At 47.0% G+C, this 23,819-nt stretch carries 17 protein-coding genes and 2 pseudogenes; 7 read left to right on the top strand and 12 right to left on the bottom strand.

Going from position 1 to position 23,819, the window contains the following annotated elements; translation table 11 throughout:
* Position 1: 1 nt before the first annotated feature.
* Positions 2-850 carry a helix-turn-helix domain-containing protein gene (locus BN6628_RS18290; protein WP_068619809.1) on the bottom strand — a complete coding sequence of 283 codons (849 nt, stop codon included), beginning with the start codon at positions 848-850 and terminating at the stop codon, positions 2-4.
* 152 nt (positions 851-1,002) lie between these two features.
* Between BN6628_RS18290 and BN6628_RS18295 the strand changes: the two genes are divergently transcribed.
* Together BN6628_RS18295 and BN6628_RS18300 are read left to right on the top strand one after the other, a co-directional pair.
* Entirely contained in the window at positions 1,003-1,944 is a 942-nt protein-coding gene (locus tag BN6628_RS18295; RefSeq protein ID WP_068619810.1) for an MTP-1 family protein, read from the top strand.
* 347 nt (positions 1,945-2,291) lie between these two features.
* Complete coding sequence (locus BN6628_RS18300; RefSeq protein ID WP_068619811.1) at positions 2,292-3,371, top strand: GntR family transcriptional regulator; 1,080 nt, start codon at positions 2,292-2,294, stop codon at positions 3,369-3,371.
* A 97-nt stretch (positions 3,372-3,468) separates the two neighbouring features.
* Here the strand turns inward: BN6628_RS18300 and BN6628_RS18305 are convergent, their stop codons facing one another.
* From BN6628_RS18305 to BN6628_RS26860, 3 genes are all read right to left on the bottom strand, one after another.
* Positions 3,469-3,765 carry a hypothetical protein gene (locus BN6628_RS18305; protein ID WP_162272662.1) on the bottom strand — a complete coding sequence of 99 codons (297 nt, stop codon included), beginning with the start codon at positions 3,763-3,765 and terminating at the stop codon, positions 3,469-3,471.
* Positions 3,766-4,021: 256 nt separating this feature from the next.
* Positions 4,022-4,564, bottom strand: a complete 543-nt coding sequence (locus BN6628_RS18310) for a cation:proton antiporter domain-containing protein (RefSeq protein ID WP_068619813.1) — start codon at positions 4,562-4,564, stop codon at positions 4,022-4,024.
* 125 nt (positions 4,565-4,689) lie between these two features.
* Positions 4,690-4,845, bottom strand: a complete 156-nt coding sequence (locus BN6628_RS26860; RefSeq protein ID WP_316245824.1) for a cation:proton antiporter domain-containing protein — start codon at positions 4,843-4,845, stop codon at positions 4,690-4,692.
* A gap of 11 nt (positions 4,846-4,856) precedes the next feature.
* On the opposite strand from BN6628_RS26860, the pseudogene BN6628_RS18315 reads away from it, so the two are divergent.
* From BN6628_RS18315 to BN6628_RS25950, 3 genes and pseudogenes are all read left to right on the top strand, one after another.
* Positions 4,857-5,135, top strand: a pseudogene (locus tag BN6628_RS18315) (short-chain dehydrogenase); the annotation flags it as partial.
* A 460-nt stretch (positions 5,136-5,595) separates the two neighbouring features.
* Positions 5,596-6,282: a transcriptional regulator gene (locus BN6628_RS18320; protein ID WP_235847667.1), complete on the top strand. Its 687-nt coding sequence runs from the start codon at positions 5,596-5,598 to the stop codon at positions 6,280-6,282.
* A gap of 185 nt (positions 6,283-6,467) precedes the next feature.
* Positions 6,468-6,986, top strand: a pseudogene (locus tag BN6628_RS25950) (IS3 family transposase); the annotation flags it as partial.
* Between the two features lie 205 nt (positions 6,987-7,191).
* On the opposite strand, the gene BN6628_RS18325 reads toward BN6628_RS25950, so the two are convergent.
* The 8 genes from BN6628_RS18325 to BN6628_RS18360 form a co-directional block, all read right to left on the bottom strand.
* The gene (locus tag BN6628_RS18325; RefSeq protein WP_068619814.1) at positions 7,192-9,234 is read right to left on the bottom strand and encodes a GxGYxYP domain-containing protein; all 2,043 of its coding nucleotides are present in this window, start codon (positions 9,232-9,234) and stop codon (positions 7,192-7,194) included.
* Positions 9,235-9,416: 182 nt separating this feature from the next.
* Positions 9,417-11,417 (bottom strand): glutaminase family protein, encoded by a 2,001-nt coding sequence (locus tag BN6628_RS18330; RefSeq protein WP_068619815.1) that lies wholly within the window; start codon positions 11,415-11,417, stop codon positions 9,417-9,419.
* A gap of 172 nt (positions 11,418-11,589) precedes the next feature.
* Complete coding sequence (locus BN6628_RS18335; protein ID WP_068619816.1) at positions 11,590-13,248, bottom strand: extracellular solute-binding protein; 1,659 nt, start codon at positions 13,246-13,248, stop codon at positions 11,590-11,592.
* An 80-nt stretch (positions 13,249-13,328) separates the two neighbouring features.
* Positions 13,329-14,225, bottom strand: a complete 897-nt coding sequence (locus BN6628_RS18340) for a carbohydrate ABC transporter permease (RefSeq protein WP_068619817.1) — start codon at positions 14,223-14,225, stop codon at positions 13,329-13,331.
* Between the two features lie 12 nt (positions 14,226-14,237).
* Complete coding sequence (locus BN6628_RS18345; RefSeq protein WP_068619818.1) at positions 14,238-15,152, bottom strand: ABC transporter permease; 915 nt, start codon at positions 15,150-15,152, stop codon at positions 14,238-14,240.
* Positions 15,153-15,196: 44 nt separating this feature from the next.
* Positions 15,197-18,274 (bottom strand): alpha-mannosidase, encoded by a 3,078-nt coding sequence (locus BN6628_RS18350; protein ID WP_068619819.1) that lies wholly within the window; start codon positions 18,272-18,274, stop codon positions 15,197-15,199.
* A gap of 24 nt (positions 18,275-18,298) precedes the next feature.
* The gene (locus BN6628_RS18355) at positions 18,299-20,518 is read right to left on the bottom strand and encodes a hypothetical protein (RefSeq protein WP_068619820.1); all 2,220 of its coding nucleotides are present in this window, start codon (positions 20,516-20,518) and stop codon (positions 18,299-18,301) included.
* A 161-nt stretch (positions 20,519-20,679) separates the two neighbouring features.
* Positions 20,680-21,822 carry a GntR family transcriptional regulator gene (locus BN6628_RS18360; RefSeq protein ID WP_068619821.1) on the bottom strand — a complete coding sequence of 381 codons (1,143 nt, stop codon included), beginning with the start codon at positions 21,820-21,822 and terminating at the stop codon, positions 20,680-20,682.
* A 251-nt stretch (positions 21,823-22,073) separates the two neighbouring features.
* Here BN6628_RS18360 and BN6628_RS18365 point away from each other — a divergent pair, with 251 nt between their 5' ends.
* Together BN6628_RS18365 and BN6628_RS18370 are read left to right on the top strand one after the other, a co-directional pair.
* Positions 22,074-22,646 (top strand): PadR family transcriptional regulator, encoded by a 573-nt coding sequence (locus tag BN6628_RS18365; RefSeq protein WP_068619822.1) that lies wholly within the window; start codon positions 22,074-22,076, stop codon positions 22,644-22,646.
* Positions 22,630-23,610 (top strand): BtrH N-terminal domain-containing protein, encoded by a 981-nt coding sequence (locus BN6628_RS18370; protein WP_068619823.1) that lies wholly within the window; start codon positions 22,630-22,632, stop codon positions 23,608-23,610. Before BN6628_RS18365 ends, BN6628_RS18370 begins: the two co-directional genes overlap by 17 nt.
* Positions 23,611-23,819: the final 209 nt, after the last annotated feature.

Here is a 23,819-nt window from a genome sequence, read left to right on the forward strand (position 1 = left end):
ACTATCTTCGAATAATTCCAAACTTGCGGTATCGATGCGGCGTCAGGCTTTGCCTCCGCTTGAATAAGTCGTAGAAGTAACTGACATTGTCAAGTCCGATCTCAAGGCTGATGTCCACGATGTCCATATCCGTGTTTAACAGCAAATTCTCGGCATAGGACATTCTAAGTTCGTTAATATACTGGGTCGGGGACATTCCGAGATGTTTCCTGAACATTCTGCATATGTAGGCATGCGACTTCCCCGAGAGCTGGACAAGCGCAGCCGTTCCCCGCGTAAAGTGCTCCTTCTTTCCCGCCTCTCTGCATAGAGACTTAAACCACTCTGGCTGTCCGGTCAGATCAATCGGGTCTGTGTCAGCCTTGATATATCTGGAGAACAGGTCGGTCAAAATAGCTCTTACCTCCGCTTTGACGGCCAGCTTCTTCTCCTGCGGGATTAGATTGATCTGCTCCAGCCGGTACCGCACATATTCCTTCTCTGTTTTGGACAGCAGGGTCGACGGAGGCATGGCCGGTCCAAGCAATCTTTCGCTTGGGAAACCTTCTCCCAGGAAAGCTATGAGATCGTCAAGGGCCTCCCGATTGAACGACAAATTGATAAACTGGCAATCGCTATCCGCCGTCTGCTCATAATAATGAACGTCCCGGTCCCGTATGAATACGAGTGTATTCTCCTGCAGCAGCTGCCGGCTGCCGTTAATGACATGCACAACGCTTCCCTTCAGGATAAGAAACAATTCAAAGAAGTCGTGGGTATGCATACCGATCGTATCGCGCACCGAAGCGATCAGCCGATAGTGGGCCTGAATTTCAGAATCAATGCCGTCTACCGCAAGAAGCTTCAACATAAACGTGATTCCCCCTTATTCGTATATTGACCATGACAGGTTCCTTGAGATGTCAAAACACCATAATGCATTTAAAAATGGAGCAAGATTTAGGGCAACGCTATCGATTAAGATAGAATTGTTATTGAAGCCTGAAAGGAGATTTGCCAGAAATGAACTTAATGGAACTGCGTCAGCAATTCGAGGCCAACAAACGCATCTATGAAAGCGCCAAGCTTGTCTTCCATGGAGTCAATGGCTTCGATGTCTACAATCCTACGATTCCATTCCAATGGAACGGCAAGCGATACATTTACGGACGCGTGGAAAAACGCCATGAGTGGGCTAGGTCCTGGGTTCGCCTGTTCGAGGAGAGCGGCCCGGATGAGTGGACAGTCGTGCCGGATACGATGATTTATCAGCTTGAAGATCCTTATATTAGCGTGATCAACAAACAACTAGTGTTGGGCGGCACGCATGTTCGTTACAAGCAGGGACAGCTCGACACCTTTTACGGTTATTTCTACAAAGGCAGCGATCTTCACGATCTCTATTACTTCACGACAGGCCCAGATTATATGAAGGACATTCGGCTTGTGGAGCTGCACGGCGGGAGGATCGGCGTCTTCTCCAGGCCGCGTGGCGAAGCGGTTCGCAAGGAATTTGGAAGTGAATCCCTGGTGGGATTCACCATCATCGACAGCCTTGACGAGCTGTCTGCGGAAATCATCGAGAGCGCTGCTTATACCCGCGGATTATTCCGCAAGGATGAGTGGGGCGGCTGCAACCAGGCCTACTTGCTCGAAAGTGGAAAGATCGGTGTCATCGGCCATATCTGCTACGCTCAAGGAAATACATCGACTTATATGAACATGGCCTTTGTACTGGACCCGCAGACGAATCAATTCTCGGATTTACAAATCATCGGCACCCGACCTTGTTATCCGGATGGCCCTGCCAAGAAACCTCATCTGACCGACTGCGCGTTCACCGCTGGCATCGAAATGCGTCCCGACGGCAAGGTCAATCTGTACAGTGGCATCGGGGATACTGAAGCGGCGCGCATCGTTATCGACTACCCGTTCGAGAAGGAAGGCGCCATTGTAACCTTCTAAAGGAACAACTCAAATATCGAGCTGCCGGATTGCCTGGCAGCTCTTTTTTGTCCGTTGGCGGCCCGATGTGATACAAGTAGCGGGTATCCTTCATTTCCCCAAGATATTTCTTTCTCGAAGTTATTATAATAGGTTAGTTAAAAAAACATACTTTATTTGACCCCATAGTAATACATATATTCATGAAATTCAAATCATTTATCTCATTTCACCCCTTTTTCTGCCTGATTCATGAAAATCGCCCCCCTATTCGACAAGTTCTTTTTTGGGGAATCGTTCTAGGTAAGTATACTTTTTAAAGCAATATGCGCTATAATTGAGGAAATGTTGATACGAGGTGAACCCACTTGAGCAAGAAGGACTTGGCTCTGCCAAAGTACCAAATGGTGAAAGACTATGTCTTATCCCAGATCGAGAATCAGGAATTTACGAAGGATGACCGGATTCCCAGCGAATCGGAATTTTCCAAGCTGCTGGATGTCAGCTCCATCACGGTCCGTAAGGCGCTATCGGAGTTAGTGAACGAGGGTGTGATCTATCGCGTCAGAGGTAAGGGAAGCTTTGTCGCCAGCCAAGCATCCGCGCCGGAGAAGACCTCCAATCTGGTGGCCTTCGTCATCTCCGGCATCGACCTGTACGATAGTTCGTATATGCAGATCATGAGGGGCATACAATCTTTTCTGGGCAAGCAGGGCTGCAAGCTGATCATTGAATTCGTGGAAAATGACTTCGAACAGGAACGGGAGCTTGTTCTGGAGTTAATCCAAACGGAACTACGAGGAATACTGATCTATTCCTCTAATCCTGAAGCAGCCAAGGGCTATCTCGGGGAAATTCGCAAAAAGGCGATTCCGTTCGTGATGCTCGATCGTTCCCCTTCCGGCTATCCGGTCAACGTCGTCACCTGCAACAACCACGACGGAGCTTATGAAGCAGTAGAATACTTGATTAAGCAAGGCCATCACCGGATCGGATTCGCGGCTTACGACTACCATCTGAGCCCGGAGGTTGACAGATATAACGGCTATTGCAACGCCATGTTGAATGCGTCCCTTCCGGTACCCGAGTCGCTCCAATTCCTGGACAAGGAATTGGACTACACTGCGCTTGCGCGCCTCATCCATGCCGGAGAGCTAACCGCCCTGTTCTGTGCGAATGACAAGCGGGCCCTTGAGGTCATCGAACAGCTCACTGCACTTGACATTCGTATCCCCGAACAAGTCTCCCTCATGGGCTTTGACGATTTCGAGAGCTCCAAATTCGCCAAGGTCGCCTTGAGCACGGTGAAGCAATATTTCGACGTCCTCGGCTACGAAAGCGCCAAACTGCTGTTCGAAATTACCGAAGGCTCGTCCTACGGCAACAAGAAAGTCATGCTGCCTACGAGCTTGGTCATACGGGATACAATCAAACCAGTCCAAAATTAAAGCAATTCAAAAAGGCAGTGGAATCCAGGGTACGCTGGAGTCTACTGCCTTTTGTATCAAACAGGACAGGCGATCTGTCCAAGTGTATAACAAGATTTCATATCCTGAATCCATTAATGGGGTCACTACATCGGAATGCGCTCAACTCACCTCTTTCTCTCAGATTATGCTCCATGAAGAGAATATCGCGTTTCATTTCCTTCATGCCCTGTCTTGAAATCCGCCCTGTCTCGAACATGGCTTGAATGTTGTCTCTCTCCAGCTGAATTCCGATCCGGGCCATCTCCTCCAACGAGCTGTCGAACTCTTGTCGGCTGTAGGTGTCCGAATCATTTCTCGTCAGGCGCAGCAGTGTACGTTCATATTGCAGAATCAGCGAGCTGACGGTCTCCATATCCGGCCCGCCTTCTACAAGACGAGCATTAAGCTGCTTAATGATATAAGCCGTATTTTGAGTTCTGAGCTTAGTTATTTCGGCCCGTCTTTCCCGGAAGCTTAACCGGACGGGATTCAGCACCCCGAACATTTAAACCCATTGCTTAATGGGGAAGAGCTCTTTTTTATAACGGACATCTCTTGTCTGCATATACAACAGCTGGTTTATCCTCCCAAGGTAACGGTACGCTGTGTATGGATGCACATCCTTCCTTTTAAGCGCAAGCAGCGTGTTCTCTCTCCCATTTCAATACAGACAAGCCCAGGGACCGCTGTGCCTTATCGTTGTTCTCATCCTTCCTGAGTGTTCGAATTCTGGAAGTATATGTACTGATGATCTGGGCGGCTGCCAGCCGGTTCTGGTCTGTGGTCAGCTCGTTTAATCCCGTAATAACGTTCGTCAGAATCTCTATTTTGGCCTGAGTCTCCTCCTCTTCCTGCTCTGTTCGCGTTTCCTTTCCTATTAGTAGCGGCAGCAAATAGTTCGAGGCCAGCAAGGTCCACAATATAACCCCAGCCGCAAGGAAGATAATCAGATCTCTAGCCGGAAATGCTGTGCCATCATCAAGAAACAACGGCAAGGACAACGTACTCGCCAGCGTGATCGTTCCCCGGACTCCCGACAGACTGAGGATAAGCGCATTCTTGAACCTGAGCTGCCAAGGGTCGCGTGATTTGGGTCCAAGGAAAATATCCATCAGAAGCACCCAGATGAGGCGCAGCCCGAGTACAGCCACAGTCAATAACAGTGTGTACATAATTACTTCAAAATTCCCTATTTCTATGCTGATCCAAATCGTCTAAATAATAATCAGGAAGCTGCGTGCCAAGCAGCAGGAAAACCAGTCCGTTTAATACAAAAATAATGACCGACCAGGTGCTCTTAGATACAACTCTCAGCTTTGGCTACCTCGGGATTCATCTTCTTGTAATTGAAAGAATGGGCGATTCCTGCGGCGACAACGGCCAGGATGCCGTTGACCCCCAACTCTTCAGCTGCCATAAATATCAAAAAGGGAGTCAGAATCTCAATCAGCATGTGCAGTGTGACATTCTCCAACAATGAGTCTAAGACACCAACTTTCTAATACAGCTGTGGAGGTAATTGAAGTTGCTCCTCCGGCAGTGAATACAGATTTAGGTGGAGCGGGGTTGAACATCCAGGGAGAACCATTAGATGCTTTCGCGGATGGAATTTTCAAAGGATTAAAAGAGGGTAAAAAGGAAATTGGATATGGTACTTTTGTAAGCCGCTTGCGCATGTCGCGGGATGAAATTGACAAGTACACAGAAAATTTGTATGAGGCCACGAAAAGCTTGATTGAATAGTCTTTTGCCCCGCGTACATGACCGACCGTCCCGGATCGATCTTGTGCGTTAGCGATAGATTTCGATGCCGCGCTCACCGCCTTAGGCTCCCTGTGCGGAACGAACCCTGGGGTTCGCCTCCTCATGGAACTCCACCGAATAAAAAACGCAACCTTCATCAGGTTGCGAATTATTTCATATTTGGTGGAGTCTGGGGGGATCACTCCCTTACCTCATCTCTGCTCAGCGATGCGCTCTATCGCGTATTTGGTCAGCAGAGAATTTTGGCACAGTTATTAATCGGTCTTAGACGTAACGCCTTATTCCATTCACCTTGAATCAGAACATACTTCAATGCTATACTCGAACCAACCGACATGAAGTACATGCCGCTTTGATACTTAGATGTATCGAAGCGGCTTTTCTATTTTCAGATTATAAGGAGGGACAGTACATATTTAAAATAAAGTATGAGTCGTGGTTGCAGAAGCAGATCGAGCAAGAAAAGAATCATCGAAGACGCGAGTTGTTACAAAAAGGATTGAGCCACGGGACGGTAGAAATGTTGCGTTCCATTTGGTATCCAGTCGTCGGTAACTTTGATCATTTATATCCCGAATGGGAGGTCCGTGATTTCAATAACGGGTACAGGTATCTCGACTTGGCTTTTTTACCGGGAAATATGAAAGGTGATATTGAAATTCATGATTACCGGTCGCATGCCCGAGACTTGGACACACGCAGGTTTAAGGATCTGTGCCGCAGACAAAGTTTATTGTCTCTCGATGATTGGATCTTTTTGCCGATTGCGTACTTGTCGATCCGGGAGGAACCGGAATTTTGCAAGCAACTGATCTTATCGTTCATTGGAAAGTTTCTGTCGTTTGAGGTTGATTCCCGGTTGAATTGCATGGAAGCAGAAGCGGTTCGATATGCGCGGCGACTACTTAAGCCATTTACGCCGAATGAACTTGCTACGCATCTTCGGGTTACAGATCGACATGCTCGAAGTGTTTTACGTAATCTGGTAAATGCCAATCATTTAGTTGTTGTGGGTGGAAATATAAGATATCGGACTTATCAGTTGAATGTTGGCGAGAGTTTGCGAAACTTGGATGCGGGTAACGGAACCGGGAGGCGTTATATGGACCAAAATGCTCGAGAATAAATTCTAACGGAACTCAGTGACATTATTGATGCAAATTATTTGTTCCTCACCTCAAATTGCTCAAATAGCGACGCTGGGTTCCGTTACATATTATTTTGTCTCTTGTTCATAGAAATAAGATCGCTCTGTTCCGTTTGGAGTGGAGGTTCTTTTCTTAATGGAGCCAGACCACGGAACAACCTACACATCCAGCAGAAAACCTGCTGAAGCGGCAGTTTTATGCAGAGGCTCCCCTGCAAAAGCTCGTCACGGACATCACCTATTTACCGTTTGGTGATAAAATGTTGTACTTCTCCAGTATTCTGGATCTATACAACGGAGAAATTGTGGCTTACAGTATAGCAGACAAACAAGATACATCCCTGGTTTTGGATACACTGAATCAACTTCCAAAACAACAAACATGCTGCTTCACAGCGACCAGGGCAGCGTATATACGTCTTTAGGCTTACCAGGCAGCGATAAAGAGAAAAGGCATTACCATGAGCATGTCCCGCAAGGGTACGCCCTCTGATAATGCCCCCATCGAATCGTTCCATTCCACGCTAAAGTCTGAAACGTTTTATCTCGAAGGTTTAACCTGTACGACGACGGCAATCGTCGAGCAGGCCGTTCGAGACTACATTACTTACTATAACTCAATTCGCATTCAAACAAAACAAAACAACCAGTCCCCGGTAAATTTCCGGCAACTGGCTGCTTAAACTTGCAAGGTGTTTTGATCCTTGTCTCACAGATGGGGGTCAGTCCCATCGGCTTTCACAATAAATTTGGTGGGGCTATATACGATGTTAAATCCATCATAAACTTGCTGACGAGGCATACCCAACAAGTCCTATCCTAGCGGGTAGGACTTTAACGTCATTCTCGTCCGCTTCGCTCCTTGCGCGCTCTCTTTAATAACAATACCTATTTCTCAAGTCCATAGGCTTTTCGAACAAGTGAGAAATATTCATCAGCCTTAACGATCTGGTAATCTGGCCCAAGAGATTCAGTGATAGCCAGAACATCTGATGGTGACATGCTCCACGCGTTGATTCCTATTGAAATAAACTTAGGAGATTTGCCATCCCAGTCTTTCTGTGCAGCAGTCAATACATTTTTCCCGTCCTGAACAGTGGAGATGCCTCGCATGATAGATACCGGCAGACTCCCATTTATAATTTTAATATTGTCTTTATCTTCCCCTGCCAAGAAAAGACCTGGAAGTTTATAATTTTTCTCATATGCAGCTGCCGTCGAGTCGTTAAGCGGAACGTCTTTTCCAAATTCACGATTCAGTACATAGGGGTAGGACATGCCGGTTTTCTTAAGATAGGAATAGGATTGCTTCAAGTAATCCGTAAATGTCTCCTTCGGCCAGACCTGCGGATAGAAGTAGCCCGCTCCTGATGGTCCTGCGATAAGAAGGTCATTTTTCGTCGCAGTTGAACGGTAATAATTGAGAATGGCTGGTGCTGCATCATATAACAGCGGACTTGAGGTCCAGTTCATCGGCACTTTGCCCCGGGCAGGATCATTCCATAAGTTGCGCATATGGTTCTGGTCGTATTGCAAATTGTCCCCTTCGCCAAAGGTATATGTCACGTAAATTTTATTCTCAAGCTTCGGATTCACCCGTTTAGGCTCTGGCTCTGGTTCTTGTTTTACTTTTGTTCCCGAAAATACGGTCATGTTATGGAACCAGTCAGATGGCAGCACATACACACTATGACGGGACGTGAGATCGAGACCAGCGACCTCTCCTTCGAAATCATTGTCAAACCATCCCATATAAGGGGTCCCCGGCTTTACATCAGATAGAATCTTCTCGAAAAGCGCCTTTTCCTCAGGTATGCTGGTTGACAGCCAGAAGACCATTGCTTTGTTAGCTACGGCATAATCACGCAGAAAACCAAAAGGCTCCTTCTCCTCGGATGAGAGTGGTTTGATATTGCTTGCTGATACTTTGTATTGGTTCCACATTTCAATTGAAACTGTTAATTGCTTTGTATTGGCTGAAGGTTTAAATTCATATACAAAGTAATTACCGTTATCAGCGAAGCGGTGATCGCTGCCAGGTAAAAATTTGGAGTTATGTTGGTCATAGAGAAAAGGATCTTCCTCGGAGGTACCCGTTTTAAAATCTGAGATGACCTGTCCATCTGCCTTCACCGTCACTTGATGAACGGCTGGCCCCCAGCCATCCTGAGGAAAGGCATCCTGGAAGCGGAGGTAGACCGCCTCTTGCCCTAAATAGGAAGATAAATCATATTCAAATGTTTTCCGGTTACTTGCGTCACGAATCTGTTCCTTCTCGGCAGCAATCGTCTGGAATGAATCAAAATTTCCCGGCGGGATCGGGATGGATGTGTTCGGACTCAATCCGACCAGCATTCTTTGAGTCGTTTGGCTCCAGAGATTGTCATATTGCCAATTGTATGCATCCATGCGGCTCTTAAATTTACCCTGCAAGTCTTCAAGTACCGGAAGATTGTACGGTGAAGCCGTTAATTGCTGTGCAAGTTCAGGACTGGCGACAACGGCATCCTTCAGTCCAGCAAGTGTAGTTGCCACATTAATTGAATCCGGCATGTCAGGATCATATACAATGATGCCTTTAATTTCTTTGGCATATTTCTTGAAAACTTCCATAGCGTTGTCATGCTGCTTATAAGGAACTTTTAAATCCTCCAGCCATGGATCAACTTTATTCTGTTGCACATAAATTCGTGGTTGCTGCCTGTTTATTATTCCTTCAAGAGTTGTCAAAAGCAATTTGATATCCCCAGGTGCCTCATATACATTGGCAACATCCAGATGCTTAGCCTTGCCGAAGTTTGGAAGCGCTTGATTCTTAGGCCATTTCAAAGAATTCGCTTGCGTAGAAGCATCATCAGCAGCAAATACGCTGACCGATAACACGGTTGTGCAGACTAGAGCAATACACAAAACAGCTAACTTGCGGATCATAATTTACATCTCTCCTTTTAATAATAATGGGATGTAACGGATCAAACCGCGTTCTGTTTTTCTTATTCACTCCTCCAAGCTCCTGCTTCTCGAATTGCTGCTTGTAGCTAGCTGTATCAACCCCTTTCAAACTTCTTTGATAGCGTTAGACATTCATCGCCTGTTATCCTATAAAATTGTCTTTAGGCTTCTTGCATAAGTAATTGAATAAAGAAGCCCCCGACAACAGAACGATTCTGGAAATTCATCTGCTTTGCCGTGATGGTGTCATACCAATCCGTTACCGGAACACGGGCCGTGGTCTCATTCATGAAGTCCCATAGGGGCGCAAGCAGTGACTCAAACTGAGCTGGTGTTGAACTCATGGAGGCACACCATACCAGCCAATCCGATTTGGTATACGTATCCCGGCTATCCAGTGGGAGGCCATAACGATTTTGTTTAAGCCTGTAGTATTCAAGCTCTTTGGCTGCGATGTCCTTTGGGAACAGGTGCAAGTCCAGGAGACGATCCCACACCAGGTTGTATTTCATACTCCACGAATCGTTCGGACTATCAAAAGTCAGCTTATAGTGATCCCCGGCATCTGCCATGGACACCCACTCATTAACCATGTTCTGAGCAGCCGCAAGATAAGAGGCCCCAGCCTGCATACCGAGCTTGTCACACATATACGAATAAGCGGCAATGCCTAATATAGCCTTAATGGACAAATTAGCATTGTGCGCCAAATGTCCGGCGAAGTCATCGGTGCACAACTGATTTTCAGGATCAAGTCCATTTTGCAGTAAGTACTCCGCCCATCTTGTAAGAGGCTCCCAGTGTTCCCGGGCAAAATCCGTGTCCCCCTCATACTTGCATATTGCAGCAGCCATCAAGAGCATATTGCCGCATTCCTCAATCGGCATCTGATACTCCAGCTTGTTCTCCCCATACACCTGACCATTGGCTTTGGGGTAAGTTCCCACGTCATGAGGTGCAAAGTCAAATGTCCACTCACGGCTCATCGCATACTTATAAATCGGACGCATCATGCCCTTGATCAGTTCAGGGTTATATCTCAGGAATAATGGAATCGACGGATAACTGACATCGACCGTAGCAATACATCCATTACTGAAGTTCTCTTTGGAGAAAAATAAAACATTTCCCGCTTCATCGGCAACCAATTTATGGGCGGCAATCGCCTGTCTGTACGTAAGCGCCAGGATGTCCCGGTACTTCTCACCGCCTGCGGTTTGACTTTCGGCCAACAGCTCCCGATTAAACCGCTCACATCTTTGCAGAATCTCTTCATATTGATCCGTTGCCATTATGAGCATCTCATGAAACGTCAATCCGTTTCGTCTCCAATACGCATCCAGCGCTTGATGAAAATATTCGATCGCATGAATGTCGTCATACGCAAGCATCAGGTAGTGGGTTACCGGCACTTCCTGAACTAAACCCATATCCAGCTCTGCCGCCATGACCGGCATATTATCGGAAACCGCTCTCGGATGGTTCTGATCATCTTCTGACGGTAATTGTCCCTTCTCAACGTACGACCTACGACTAGCTGCAGAATGAATCACCGTCTGGATGCTGGACGTTCGGGGAACTGCCAGAACCATATACCCCCAATCGATTCTTGTATCATCTCCAGCTCGTTGTAATATTGGCTGTTCGACTGTCCCCATGGACATCACATCCAGTTGTCCACCAATCACGTGGTGTTCCCAGACCACTTGCTGATCCAGTGTATGTACACACCACTCGCCCGTCACATCAAGGTAGATCTTAACTTGATGTGACTCCCCATCCAAAGAACGTACTTGAAAAGTCACATAGGTTACAGGCCTGGATAACAAATCGAGATCATCCAGCAATAAAGGTGTGGTAAACTGAACCTTCAGTTCAATTCCTTCCCCTTGAAAAGTATATCTGGTCGTTACAGGCTCAACTGTCAGACCGGTTTGAACGAGTGCCTCCGGCTCCGGAAATTCAGCTTGATCCTGCAATGCAACCTTCCCCATAAATCGCCTGGGCTTGCCATCAATGATCACAAGGCCAGTCATGCCATGAATCTTGTTCGTCCAATGCCGGGTGTGATCATCATACAATTGATCGGCAGCGGACCAAACGCTAAAATAAGGATCTACGGTTACAAGAGGCACGGACGGAGGTCTGAAATTTGTTGTCATTTGTACAACAACTCCTTAAAGTGATAAGTGCAAGAATTACGATTACCACAAATACATTTTTCTAAGAGGGGTTGGCCATGTGCTCAAGCCAAACAAACGCAAGGCTTCGCTTCCTTGTTCCCAAGGTGCTGCGAAGCCTTCTTTTTATCAGGCTCCAATGATTATAAAGTCATTAGTTCGGCATCTGAACGGTTACGACATCCTTACCTTTCAAATTCTCATTCGTGAACTGCATCGCTTTCTCATATCCCGTCTTTCGGAGCTGCTCCCGAAGGTCATTGATAATGCTCATCGCAGCTTCATCTGATTTCGCAAAAACAGCTTCCTTCCACGCATCCCCCATACGATCCATTGAAGGCTTCAGCATTTCCCATTCCGGCGCTTTTGTAATGACGTCTCCCGGATTATAGGCCGTAATGACTTGAATGCCGTTGGGACGGAGGATTTTGCGAGCCTTCTCCATGGCATCAAGCCGTTTCTGTTCAGCCCAGATGTCTCCGCCAGCTGCGGAGTTGATGCGATCAAGCCCAGTAAGCGATTCAAGGCCGATGCTAATGCCTTCGTTCTTGCGCAGCTTCATGTTGGTATCCGTGCTGAATTTATCGAACCATTCCTTCTTGGCTACCGGCTTCCCGTCCTTCATCTCCCAGTGAACACCCTGAACTCCGTACCGCGCCAGCATGAATCCTTCGTCCGAAGCCATGAAATCAAGAAACTTCAGAGCAGCATCAACGCAGGCACCTTGGCAGTTCTTCGTAATTGCTGTCACGTTGTTGCCTTGAATCCCGAGATCAACCGGCCGGTTCGGCTCAACGTCCGCCCGCTCCAATGGGCCAAGAGGAACATAGTCGCTTCCCGAATGCGAGCTTGCATAATCCTTGGAAGCATCCAAAATGGCCGGATAGTGTGCCGCCAGGACGGCGATGCGTCCTTGATTGATTTTCTCCTTGGCGATAGGATCCGTCTGGGTAAAGACTTCCGGATCGAGCAGTCCTTCTTGAACCAGCTTGCGATAGAACAGCGTGTATTCTTCATAACCCTTGGTGAAGAAGTCACGCTCAACAGTTCCATCACCTTTATCTACATAGCTGGCCCCCGAGTAGAACATCGTGTTGCCGATGCCAACGGCCCAGCCATTACTGAACCCACCCAGCGGAAAGACTGGCTGGCCGTTCTCCTGTAAATTGGCCTCCTTAATCTTTTTGAGAAAGTTATAGAAATCCTCCTTCGTCACGACAGACTGAGGGTCCACACCGACCTTCTCAGCGATGTCTTTGCGGACATAGAAACCGTAGAGCCAGTCTATGCCGTCTTTGTTCGTGGCAGGCTGATTCTGAAGAAGCAAATATTTTTTTCCCCCGTAGGCATCAATCGCTTTTTCATATAATGCAGGGGGTACATTTTCTTTTGCAATAGATTTGGAGAGGTTTGGATAATCCTTCAATTTATCAGATATATCCACCAACTGGCCTTCTTTAGCAGCCTTGACGATGCCGTCCAGCTCGCCTCCCCATGCGGGTCCAGTGTAAATGTCCGGTAAATCCTGCGTTGCAAAAATTTGGTTGACTTTCTCCGTCTCACTGCCCTTCGTATACTCCCACTGGAGAGTTACCCCGGTCTTCTCCTTGATCACTTTTTCCACAGGGGTCATTCCATTATCAGATCCGCTTGATCCGTTCCAATTGTGTAATATTTTGAGTTTCTGTGAATCTCCTTCGGCACCTTGTCCGTTCTCTCCATTCCCTGATGAATTCGAGCAGCTGACCAGCATTCCCCCAACCATGATGGACACGAGTAATATGGATACGCCTTTCGACCAAATCCTGTTCAAACCAATCGCCTCCTGGAATCTGAATATTAATGATCTTGATGAAGCTTGGTGAAGCTCAACAAATTCCGGGTCAGGATGACCTAACCTTTAACCGAACCGATCATAACCCCCTTTACGAAATATCGTTGCAAGAACGGATAAATACATAGGATCGGGAAGACCGTGATCACCAGCAAGGCCATACGGAGGGATTCAGGCGTTGCTCCTGCACCGGCTGCACCGCCAATCGTTTGCCCGCCCTGTTGTGCGGCGCGCTGCATCGAATTGGATAATGCCTCCGCTTCCGTCAACATTTCCTGCAGCAGGGTCTGCACCGGGATCAATTCTTTATTGGATACGTAATAGGCGCCCGAGAACCAGTCATTCCAATGCGCCACTCCAATAAAGAGCGAGATGGTGGCCAGCACGGGTCCCGAAAGAGGCAGGATGATCCGGAGAAAGATTTGAAAATCGCCATACCCGTCAATGTAAGCCGACTCCTCCAGTTCCTCTGGAATGCCTTGTAGAAAGGTCCGGATAATGACAATATGCATGAAGTTGAACAGCATCGGCAGAATGTATACCCAGAAGCTATTGATCAAATGCAATTTCTGAAGCGTAATAAACAACGGAATGAAACCGGCACTGAAAATTGTAGGCAGGAAAATGTAAAAAGTGAAAAACGATCGGCCGGGCAGCGTCTTTTTGGAAAGCGCATAGGCCATAAGCGTACAGAGGACCACGTGAAGAAACGTTCCCAAGACCGTGCGAATGAGTGTAATTTGGTAAGCCTTCCAGATGCGGGCGTTATCAAATACCTGAGCATAGTTCTCAAGGGTGAACTTTCGGGGAAGAAAATAGATCGCGCCCTGCATTGAATCCTTACCGTCATTTAATGAATAAGCCAAAATGTAAATAAACGGGTAGATCATAGAGAAGCCAACCAAAGCAAGAAAGGTATAATTGACCACGGAGAACAAGGACCATTTCCGCTTCAAAACGTCACCTCCTTAGAACAGAGATACATCACTGACTTTGCGTGCAATCCGATTGACCGTCAGAACCAAGATAAGACCAATGATACTCTGAAATAATCCAACAGCTGCAGCGTAACTGAGGCGCCCTTCCCGGATACCGGAATTGATGGCATGCACGTCCAGTACGCTGCCCATGCTGGCGGTAGCCGGTCCATTCAAGAGAAGCAGCTGCTCATAACCCGCGCTCATCAAATTACCCACGGCAAGAATAAATAATATAATGGCCACATTTCGGATACTTGGAAGTGTGATGTGCCACATCTGCTGAAAACGTCCTGCTCCATCCATCTTGGCAGCTTCATACTGCTGCTGATCGATTCCCGCAATAGCAGCCATAAAGATAATGGAATTCCAGCCGATATTCTTCCAGATGTCAGATCCCAAAATCATCTGATAGAACCAAGTGGGATTGTTAAGGAACTGGATTGGCTCTGCTCCAAATAACCCCAATAAATCATTGACCGGACCGCCATAAGGAGTAAGCAGTCTCTGCATCAAGGTGACAACCACGATCCAGGATACGAAATACGGTAAATAGGACAAGGTCTGAACTGTTTTCTTGAATCTCAGCTTCCGAACCTCGTTCAACAGAAGAGCAAGAATGATAGGCATGGGAAAGCCGATAAGCAGTTTCATAAGGCTGATGATGAGAGTGTTGCGGATGATATCCCCGGATTGATAATAGTTAAAAAATTGTTCAAAGTACTTGAAGCCAGCCCACGGGCTTCCGCTGAAACCGCCAACGAAGGTGTAATCTCTGAAGGCAACTTGAATCCCATACAGGGGCACGTAGGAGAACAAAAAAAACCAAACAATGCCGGGAAGCATGAACAAGTAGAAGAGCTTATGTTTCCAGATTCGTTTCATTAATCGATGGTTTGGCCTCATCACATTCCCAACTCTCCTTTCTTATGGGGGACAATAAGCCGCTTTTATACCTGCTGTAGTGCTTTTAATCGTAACGTTATGATTTCAAATGGCGTGAAGGAGAGGGCTAGTTGAGATGGTTTGTCTATTGGTACTGGTGAGATGATATGTTCCATCAGATCAGTCGTCCAGGCTTCGGTTACAGCTAATCCGATGTGAAGATTGGTCTTGACCTGTGTTCCAGACGTCTCATACAGACGCACGATGATGTCGTTATTGTCCTCAGCTTTTTTGACCGACTCCACCATGATGTGCGGATGGTCCAGCTGCAGGAAAGCCTTTGTATGAGGCAGCTTTTCTTCAGGCATATCAGCCAATGATGACAAAGAAATCATACGAAGCGGAATATTCAGTTCATTTCCTCTTCGATAGATTTCAGCCTGCACATGATTTCCTTGATGCGGATATAACGAGTAAGTAAACCTATGCTCTGCACGATCCGCCTCAGGATCCGGATACGAACTGCTGCGAAGCAAATGAAGGTCAAGCACGTTATGGAGAGCCCGGTGACCATATTTGCAATCATTGAGCAGTGCGACCCCGTAATCCGGTTCCGATAAATCAATCCACTGGTGAGCGCATATCTCATCTTTCGCAAAGTCCCACATCGTATTGCGGTGGGTTGGTCTGCTCAAGCTGCCAAATTGGATTTCACAGTGAACCTGATCGGTACGGATATGAACAGGGAACGAAGTACGTAACATTTTACCGTTCTCTCTCCAATCTGCGGTGGTCTCGAAATCGATACGCCGGCTGCCCTCCGTTAGAACGACCGTCTGGGTTAATGTGGATTCCCCGTAGTTGTAATCGAAGATTAGACCGGTTCTTGGCCCATTCCGAAGCTCCCGGATGTTAAGAAGAGTTAACCGCATGCCGGGATTCGCCGAATAGTCATGGCGGAAATCCCAAGCGTCCCCGTTGTCATGATACACACGAAGATCGTTACCAAGCCGGCCTTGCGGAATGACTTCACGAGCTTCTGTCTTATCCAGGATCGAGAGGATGGCACCGTTTCGATCAAATCTCACAATAAGTTTGTCGTTCTCAATGCTGCGTTCATCAGCTATAACCTGAACACCCGAATCAAGCGTCTCCATGCCCAATTCAATGCTGGACGCTACTTCCTTCTGGGCGCCCTGGTCGCCATAATCGGATACTACGGTGTACCCCATAGATGGAACCTGCACCTTACGCCATCGCCCATGGATATGCAGCCACTCCTGGCGCTCCCAAGGCAGTGAATTGAATACCACAACGCTAGTGGAATCCACCTCACTCGATGAGATATGGTCTGCTAAACAGCGGTAAGTTTCAGTGATCATAGCTTCTGTCTGCCGGAGCAATTGTTCATACCGTATTAACGACTCATCGTACACCCTTTTAATTGAAGAGCCCGGAAGTATGTCGTGGAACTGGTACAGAAGGACTTCCTTCCAGATCTTCTCCAGTATCCCGGACGGATACGGCTTGCCAAGCTGGGCAGCAAGCACAGAGGCGAACTCCAGTTCACGCAGGGCTTTCTCCATCTTGCGGTTGTAACGCTTGCTTCGTGCCTGACTGGTAAGGGTGCCTTGATGCTTCTCCAGATAAAGCTCGCCGCGCCAGATCTGAAATTTGTCACGTTCTTCATTCAGCCGCTCGAAGAATTTCCAGGAAGGCTCCTGTATAACAGGGGACAAGCCAAGCAGATTTTTCTCACGAGCCAGCCGCTCCAAATGCTCTTCACCCGGGCCACCGCCCCCGTCCCCAATGCCGAATAACATCAGTGCATGGTTGGATACATTCTTATCCAAGTACTCCCGCTCTGCCTTGATAATAGAACGCGGAGCCGCCGGACTGTTGTAGGTATCCTCAGGTGGCATATGCGTTAATACCGAGGAACCATCGATTCCCTCCCACAGAAAGGAGTGGTGGGGATGGCGGTTGTACTCACTCCAGGAGAGCTTCTGGGTCATCATGTAATCCACACCGGATTTTTTCAATAATTGCGGTAAGCTTGCGGAGTAACCAAATACATCCGGCATCCACAGAGACTTCATCTCCATCCCGAATTCCTGTTGAAAATAACGTTTGCCATACAGGATCTGCCGTACAAGGGATTCACCACCTGGCACATTGGTATCCGACTCCACCCACATGGCCCCTTGCGGTTCCCATCTTCCTTCGCGCACCCGTTTCTTGATCTGGTCATACAGCTTGGGATAGTAAGACCTCATCCAATCATATAGCTGAGGTTGACTTGCTCCGAACACATAATCTGGATACCGTTCCATCATGCGAAGCACAGTCGAAAATGTTCTTGCGCCCTTTCGGATCGTTTCACGGATCGGCCATAACCAAGCCAAATCAATATGTGCATGACCAACGGCACTTATGCTGAGCACAGGATCTCCACCACGAAGGGATAATTGTTCCTCTAATACCCCCTTCGCACGGCGAATAAGGTCTGGAGTGAATTCCGTCAATATTAATGAAACGTCATATAGCGATTGAAGAATCTTTTCTCTACGCGCTGTGCCGGTAGGAAGATGCTCTGCCGTTTCCAGAAGCACCTCTGTGTCGTAATACAGACTTCGGATATCTTCATGACCAATCGCAAGTACTGCTTCTTTCAAAGTACCGCCGCGGTACTTGCCAAATAAGTCATTATTACCGGCATCAGCCCATAATTCAAATTCGCCACTACTTATCGATGAGTGATCTACTTCAACTACTCTTTTTCCGGGGAGACCCAGTGTAAAATCAAATTCAGAATTAATGGTAGTTAAGCCCTGCACAGGTGTCCCTTCGTTATCCACGATACAGAGCTCGCCATTCACATCCAGCAGAAGAACAACCTTTGTATCAGGACTAAGTTGTGGAAGGTGGCCCGTAAAACAAAACCAGGCACAATCCCATAACTCCCCCCATTGCTCACCAGGCGAAAGTGTAATTTTTCTCCCTGACGTTCTTTCTTCAAATGGAACAGGCTCCGGGGTAACCCATGCCGTAACTTTCAACTGGGCCACCGGCTCATAAATGGCTTCGCGGAGTTTAGACAGCATTTGATTCAAATGTCCGGCTCTTATCGGCTCATAGGGCATGATTGTTTTCTCTCCTCTCGGTCATCAAGCTTCTACAGTCTCACTATTCCAGCTTGCCCGAACCTCTATCTTGTTCCCGCTGCCATGCTCATACTGCAGTAGTACGGTTTGCGATTTCGGATCCCATTCCCATACGGCAGATGCTGTCTTGTCTTGGCTCACGCAGATGACTGATATGGGTTCGACTGGGCAGTGAAGTCTGGCTGTTGCCTGTATGCTTGCTGGACCCCTGGCCGCAAATTGAAAACCTGTATTGGTTATAGTCAAGTCTTCAATTCTAGAAGAGGCAGAGATTAGCTTAACTTCTCCTTGATGCGGTCGTCCGGCCGTAACATCGTATAACAGGGCTTGCTCCCCTGGGGCTAAACTTACTTCTTGCCGAACGCGCAGGGCTGGATCGAACAAGTCAACAACTGGACCAGCGATAACTAAGGGCGCTTCCGATACCGATTCTTCTAGAACGGAGGCAATGATATAAGGCCCACGCTTGATTTTGAAATAATTTTTTGATTCAAAGCGGAACGCTGAACCATCCATTTTCTCCAACGTTTCTCTAACCAACTGCCGGAGCTGGTCTGCACCTGTCTTCGTTAAAGAACATACCGCCGGATGTACAGCGAGCCAATTAACCAGTCCTTTGCCCGAGTAATGAATTCCTTCCTGCATTGCTTCAAGACCAAGCTGCTCAAATAAGTGCTCCCTGGGAGAGTGATAAACCTTGCTTTGGCTTCCATAACAGTGGTTATCATTCCACCATGCCCGAATGCTGTGATACGGGTCGCTGTCATCACCGACATAGATCAAAGCTCCGCCATCCTGTACCCACTGGGCTAGTGCATAATGGATATCAGAGTACTCCGGCTTCATAAACTCATAACTCAAAAGAAGAACACGGTATGGAGCCAGATAATGCGGATAACGCCTCACATTATCAAGTTGGACAGGTCTCACAGGTATCCCATGTTTAAGCAATGGCAGTGCCAGTCCGTAAAATGGAGAGAAATCCAGCAGTTCTGTATCGCCATCTTCCTGGAATCCTTCTGGATCTGTTCCGTCATACTTTCCGGCATCGGGTGCTTCTTGCTCTGTCTTCATGCGCTGAAACATCGCCGAGTCGGCAATAAGTACACCAATCTGGAGAGATTCATCGTCTGTTTCGATGTGGGCTTGATCCATGTTTCCAAGTGTGTGCATCACGTGCAGCAATGTTGTTGCATAGTCGGGAGGAATCCGCTCTTTACCTGTCCCCTCATCAGAGGGATAAGTCCCTTTAAAGATTCTTTGCGGCCATGGGGCGACCTCGTAATGGGAAACTCCGGGATGAAGAAGTGAAGCCGCAACCGTTTTTAGGTAGTTCATCTTATAATCGGCCCATGTATGATTCGGATTGTCTTCGATAGGATCATGAAGAAACCACATTCGTCTATCTGTTCCTCTTACCAGCTCCTGCATAACCCCATATTCCAAGTATGCGGTTTCAAAAGTTCGTTCCTTGCGTACCCCCTCATAAACGTTCGGGGTCCGTGAAGTCCCTGTCCAGATTTGCGCAATATATCCATCTATAGATGGAAGCTCAATCAAGCGAGACTGCGGACTAACAATCCGCCACTGTGTATAATTAATCAGGCTGTGTGTTGGAACGTAAAATCGAAGCACGCGATTATAGCGCTTGAGAGCATAGTCTTTCATTTCAGTACATAACCTGTCTAACACACGTGTGTATAAAAACGCTTTCAATTTGGCGGAGCGAAACTGTGCATCAGGCGAAGCATGAGGCGGATTCCAGGGTTCTTTATAATACAGCTGCCATTCTCTTTTAAAGGCTTCGGAGTAACCACCGTTTACCCAGAATTCAGGCTCCTCCAGATGGATCGCTTCCACACCGGAGTCGACAGCTGAACGTATTCGATCTGAGAGAAATCTGCCGAACGAGACTGTAGGCACCATGTAAGGGATAACAGGCTCCTTGCCATGAAGGATCATTTCCCCATAACGGTCTGTTTGTGCTTCATCCCAATGCGTTTCTCCATCTACTTCACCGTCCAAGTAGCCGTTATAGGTCCCCCACGCTACCCCGGTCATTAAATGCACAATGTATCCTTTATCCTTCCATTCCTTAATACGCTTGGGCATGGTTTCATCAATTCCGTAGACCATCACAAAATCAGTTTGAAGATCATAATCGGGATGATAGGGTGCTGATTCCTGGAACCCGATTCGTTCTTCTTTGCGATCTCGAAGCATAGTTGTAACCTCCCTTCCCTTGGATGATTTGTTTTTCAATGTAAGGTTTAACTACTCCTAAAATATAATATACATTAACAATATATTCAATATATTTTATAAAATAAAAAAAGTCCTTTCCGAATCGTATACGGAAAAGACTTTAATCAAAGCTCCAAATTTTAAGATAAGGGACAGGTTCCTGAGGTTTGTCTAATGACAAGCTCAGGCTGAATTAGAATCTTGCTAAACCCTGTAACAGCAGGACCCCCGCGAATGACTTCGAGCAGCTGGCTGGCCGCCTGATTTCCCATATCCTTCTCAAACTGCTTAACATGCGTGAATATACTGAACTCTTCCACGACAGAAGTTGGGTCATCAAAGCTTACGATGGATACGTCTTCGGGAATACGAAGTCCTGCCTGTTTGGCCATTTGATAAATCTGAACACCCAGCCTGCCATTAAGTGATATATAAGCCGTGGCCATTTTGTTACGGATATATCGGTACAACGGATGGGCTTCCGCATCCTTCAGAACAGACAGTGGCTTGAAGTCCGTGATCATATGAGCCGGATTTATAAGCGCCCCTTTATCTTTCAAGGCTTCAATATAACCATCAATTCTCTCCTGAACCGTGACAGTTTGCAGGGGGGAATCCGAACAGATGGCTATATCACGGTGTCCTAACTCCCACAGATGTTCAACGGCCAGCTTCGTGCCCAGGTTTCCATCGGCTGCAATGAAATGGGTCTCCACTCCCGGCAAATATCGGTCAATTAGCAAAAAAGGGAATCCCGACAGCTTCATGCCAAGAATTTCTTCGTTATAATTCTCCTCATCCACAGGGAAGATAAGTAATCCCTCTGCTCCAATAGCTTTTAGCTCCTTGATTGCATCCTTCTCTTTCTCAATCTTGCCATCCGTCAACATGATCATGCTGCGGTAACCTTCTTGATTCAGTGTTTGTTCAATCCCCTCAATCAGCCGGATAGCAAAGTAATCGTGGATCGAAGGCATGATAACACCGATCATCCCTGTACTATGCCCTCTTCTCTTAGGAATTGAAGATTCAGACAATGCTGTGGAAGATGAGTCTGTCTCTTCTGCAACAAAACTTCCTTTACCAGGGACACGATCGATCAGCTTCTCGTTAGCCAAGCCTGTTAGGGCATTTACAACCGTAATTTTGCTAACATTAAATTGATCCATTAGCTCCTTCTCTGTCGGTATTCGATCACCCGGCTTCAGATTCTCCGAGTTAATTATTTTGCGGATATAGTCCTGGATTTGCTGGTATAACGGTATTCGATCGTTAGTGCTCATAATAATCACATCACCAATTCATTTATTATATTTATATATATAATATATATTTTTAAAGCACAATAAACAACTACTGGGGGAAGAGATTAGGGGCAGTATTAACAAAGCGTACAGAAAATCCTTGATCCCCAAGGGTGCAGATCGAATAGCGCCACATGCGCCTGTATCATTTACCTGGTATTCTCGGTTATTGACCTTTTATTACACCAGTGATATATTACATACATGAAATATAAAAAAAGGAGGGCTTCATGCACACCATTTCGAATGTCGAGTTCATGCTCCTGCAAATGTTCGCGGAATGTCGTCAAGCTTCCGGGTACGATATCAAGAAGCTGGTCGATCAACGAGGTTATAAGGAATGGGCTAATATCGGTACAACTTCGATCTATACAGGACTGAAGAAATTGAACGATAAAGGATGGATCGTACCCGAAGAATGCGACGGGAAATCCGGCAAAGGACCCATGCCAACCCGATTTTCCCTTACCGAAGCTGGTATGGCCCAGTTGAGAAATGAAATCGTTGACAGTCTGTCTTCCACGAGGGAACGCGACAACCGCTTTGATCTCGCATTGGCTGCTTTGCCTCATATCGGGAAAGACGAAGCTATCATTGCTTTACGGAAACGGTTGGATTTCCTTGCACAAATTTCAATGAACCTTAACCAAAAGTATGAATCACAAGGCGGTGTCAGCCTTCCCCTGAACGTAAGGGCGCTGTTCTTGCATCCAATAAGCTTAATCGAGAACGAGCAGACATTCGTTGCCCGTCTAATAAATGAATTGTTGGAAGAGAGAGGATTATATGACAAAAATCATTGAGGGTTTTGTTCCTTATCAAGGCGAACATTGCGAGACGACCACCATCGGCAACTTACTGCAGCATGCTGGGGTCCAACTATCTGAACCGATGCTGTTCGGACTCGGACAAGGGCATGGATTCATATATTGGGACTCGAAGGGAATGGACTTTCCGTTTATCGGAGGAAGGGTAAAACCGGACGAATTGACTGCCAACCTAGCCAAACGGCTTGATTTGACCGTCAAAATTCAAGAAACGTCGTCCGTCGACAAGGCTTGGCAGAACGTACGGAGCTTCATCGAACGCGGAATTCCGGTCGGTCTGAAATTAGACTCCTATTACTTGGATTATTTCACGAACAAGGTGCATTTTGCCGGTCACTATGCGGTCTTACACGGCTTCAGTGATGAACACGCCTACATGGCGGATACTAGACAACAGGGCGGACAGGTGAAAACGAGCTTGGCAAGTTTGGCCGAGGCCAGAAACGCAAAAGGGCCCATGAGTTCCCGAAATCGTTCCTTTACGCTTGAACCCATCGGCGAATTACCTCCGCTCGTTCCTGCTATACGCGAATCCTTGACCAAGAATGCGTATGATTATCTGAACCCACCCATTCGCAATATTGGCATTAAAGGCATTGTGAAAATGAGCAATGAAATCTTGAAGTGGCCTTCCCGCAGCAGCAATATCGAACATGATTTATGTCTGACCGCGTTGCTGATGGAGCGTGCGGGCACCGGTGGGGCTTTATTTCGGAATTTATACCGGGATTTTTTGAGAGAATGCGCCGATCTGTTGGAAGATCGGAAAGTCGAACAAGCCCACGATATGTTTTCGGAAATAGCCCCGTTGTGGGTCAGCGTGTCTGAGTCAATCGACCGTGCGGGCAGAACAGGCGACTACCAAGAGCTATCACAGGCGTCGAAACTTTTACTTGAGATAGCAGATAAAGAACGCACAGCCATGGAATTATTATTGTGAAACCTATTGTGGTAAGACCTATTGTGGTGAAAGATTAAATTTGGTGAGTGAGCCCTGTCTCACTTTGAAGGGAACGGCATCGAGGTATGCAACTGCGTATACGCCTTGCATCCTCGGTGCCGGTTACGATGGACTGAGTTCTTTATACCTTTATTTTATATACTCTGTCCTCTCTTCGTACTTGGTTCACAAATAAAAACAAGCTCAAA

The organism is Paenibacillus tuaregi (assembly GCF_900086655.1).
In the GTDB taxonomy this organism is placed as follows: domain Bacteria; phylum Bacillota; class Bacilli; order Paenibacillales; family Paenibacillaceae; genus Fontibacillus; species Fontibacillus tuaregi.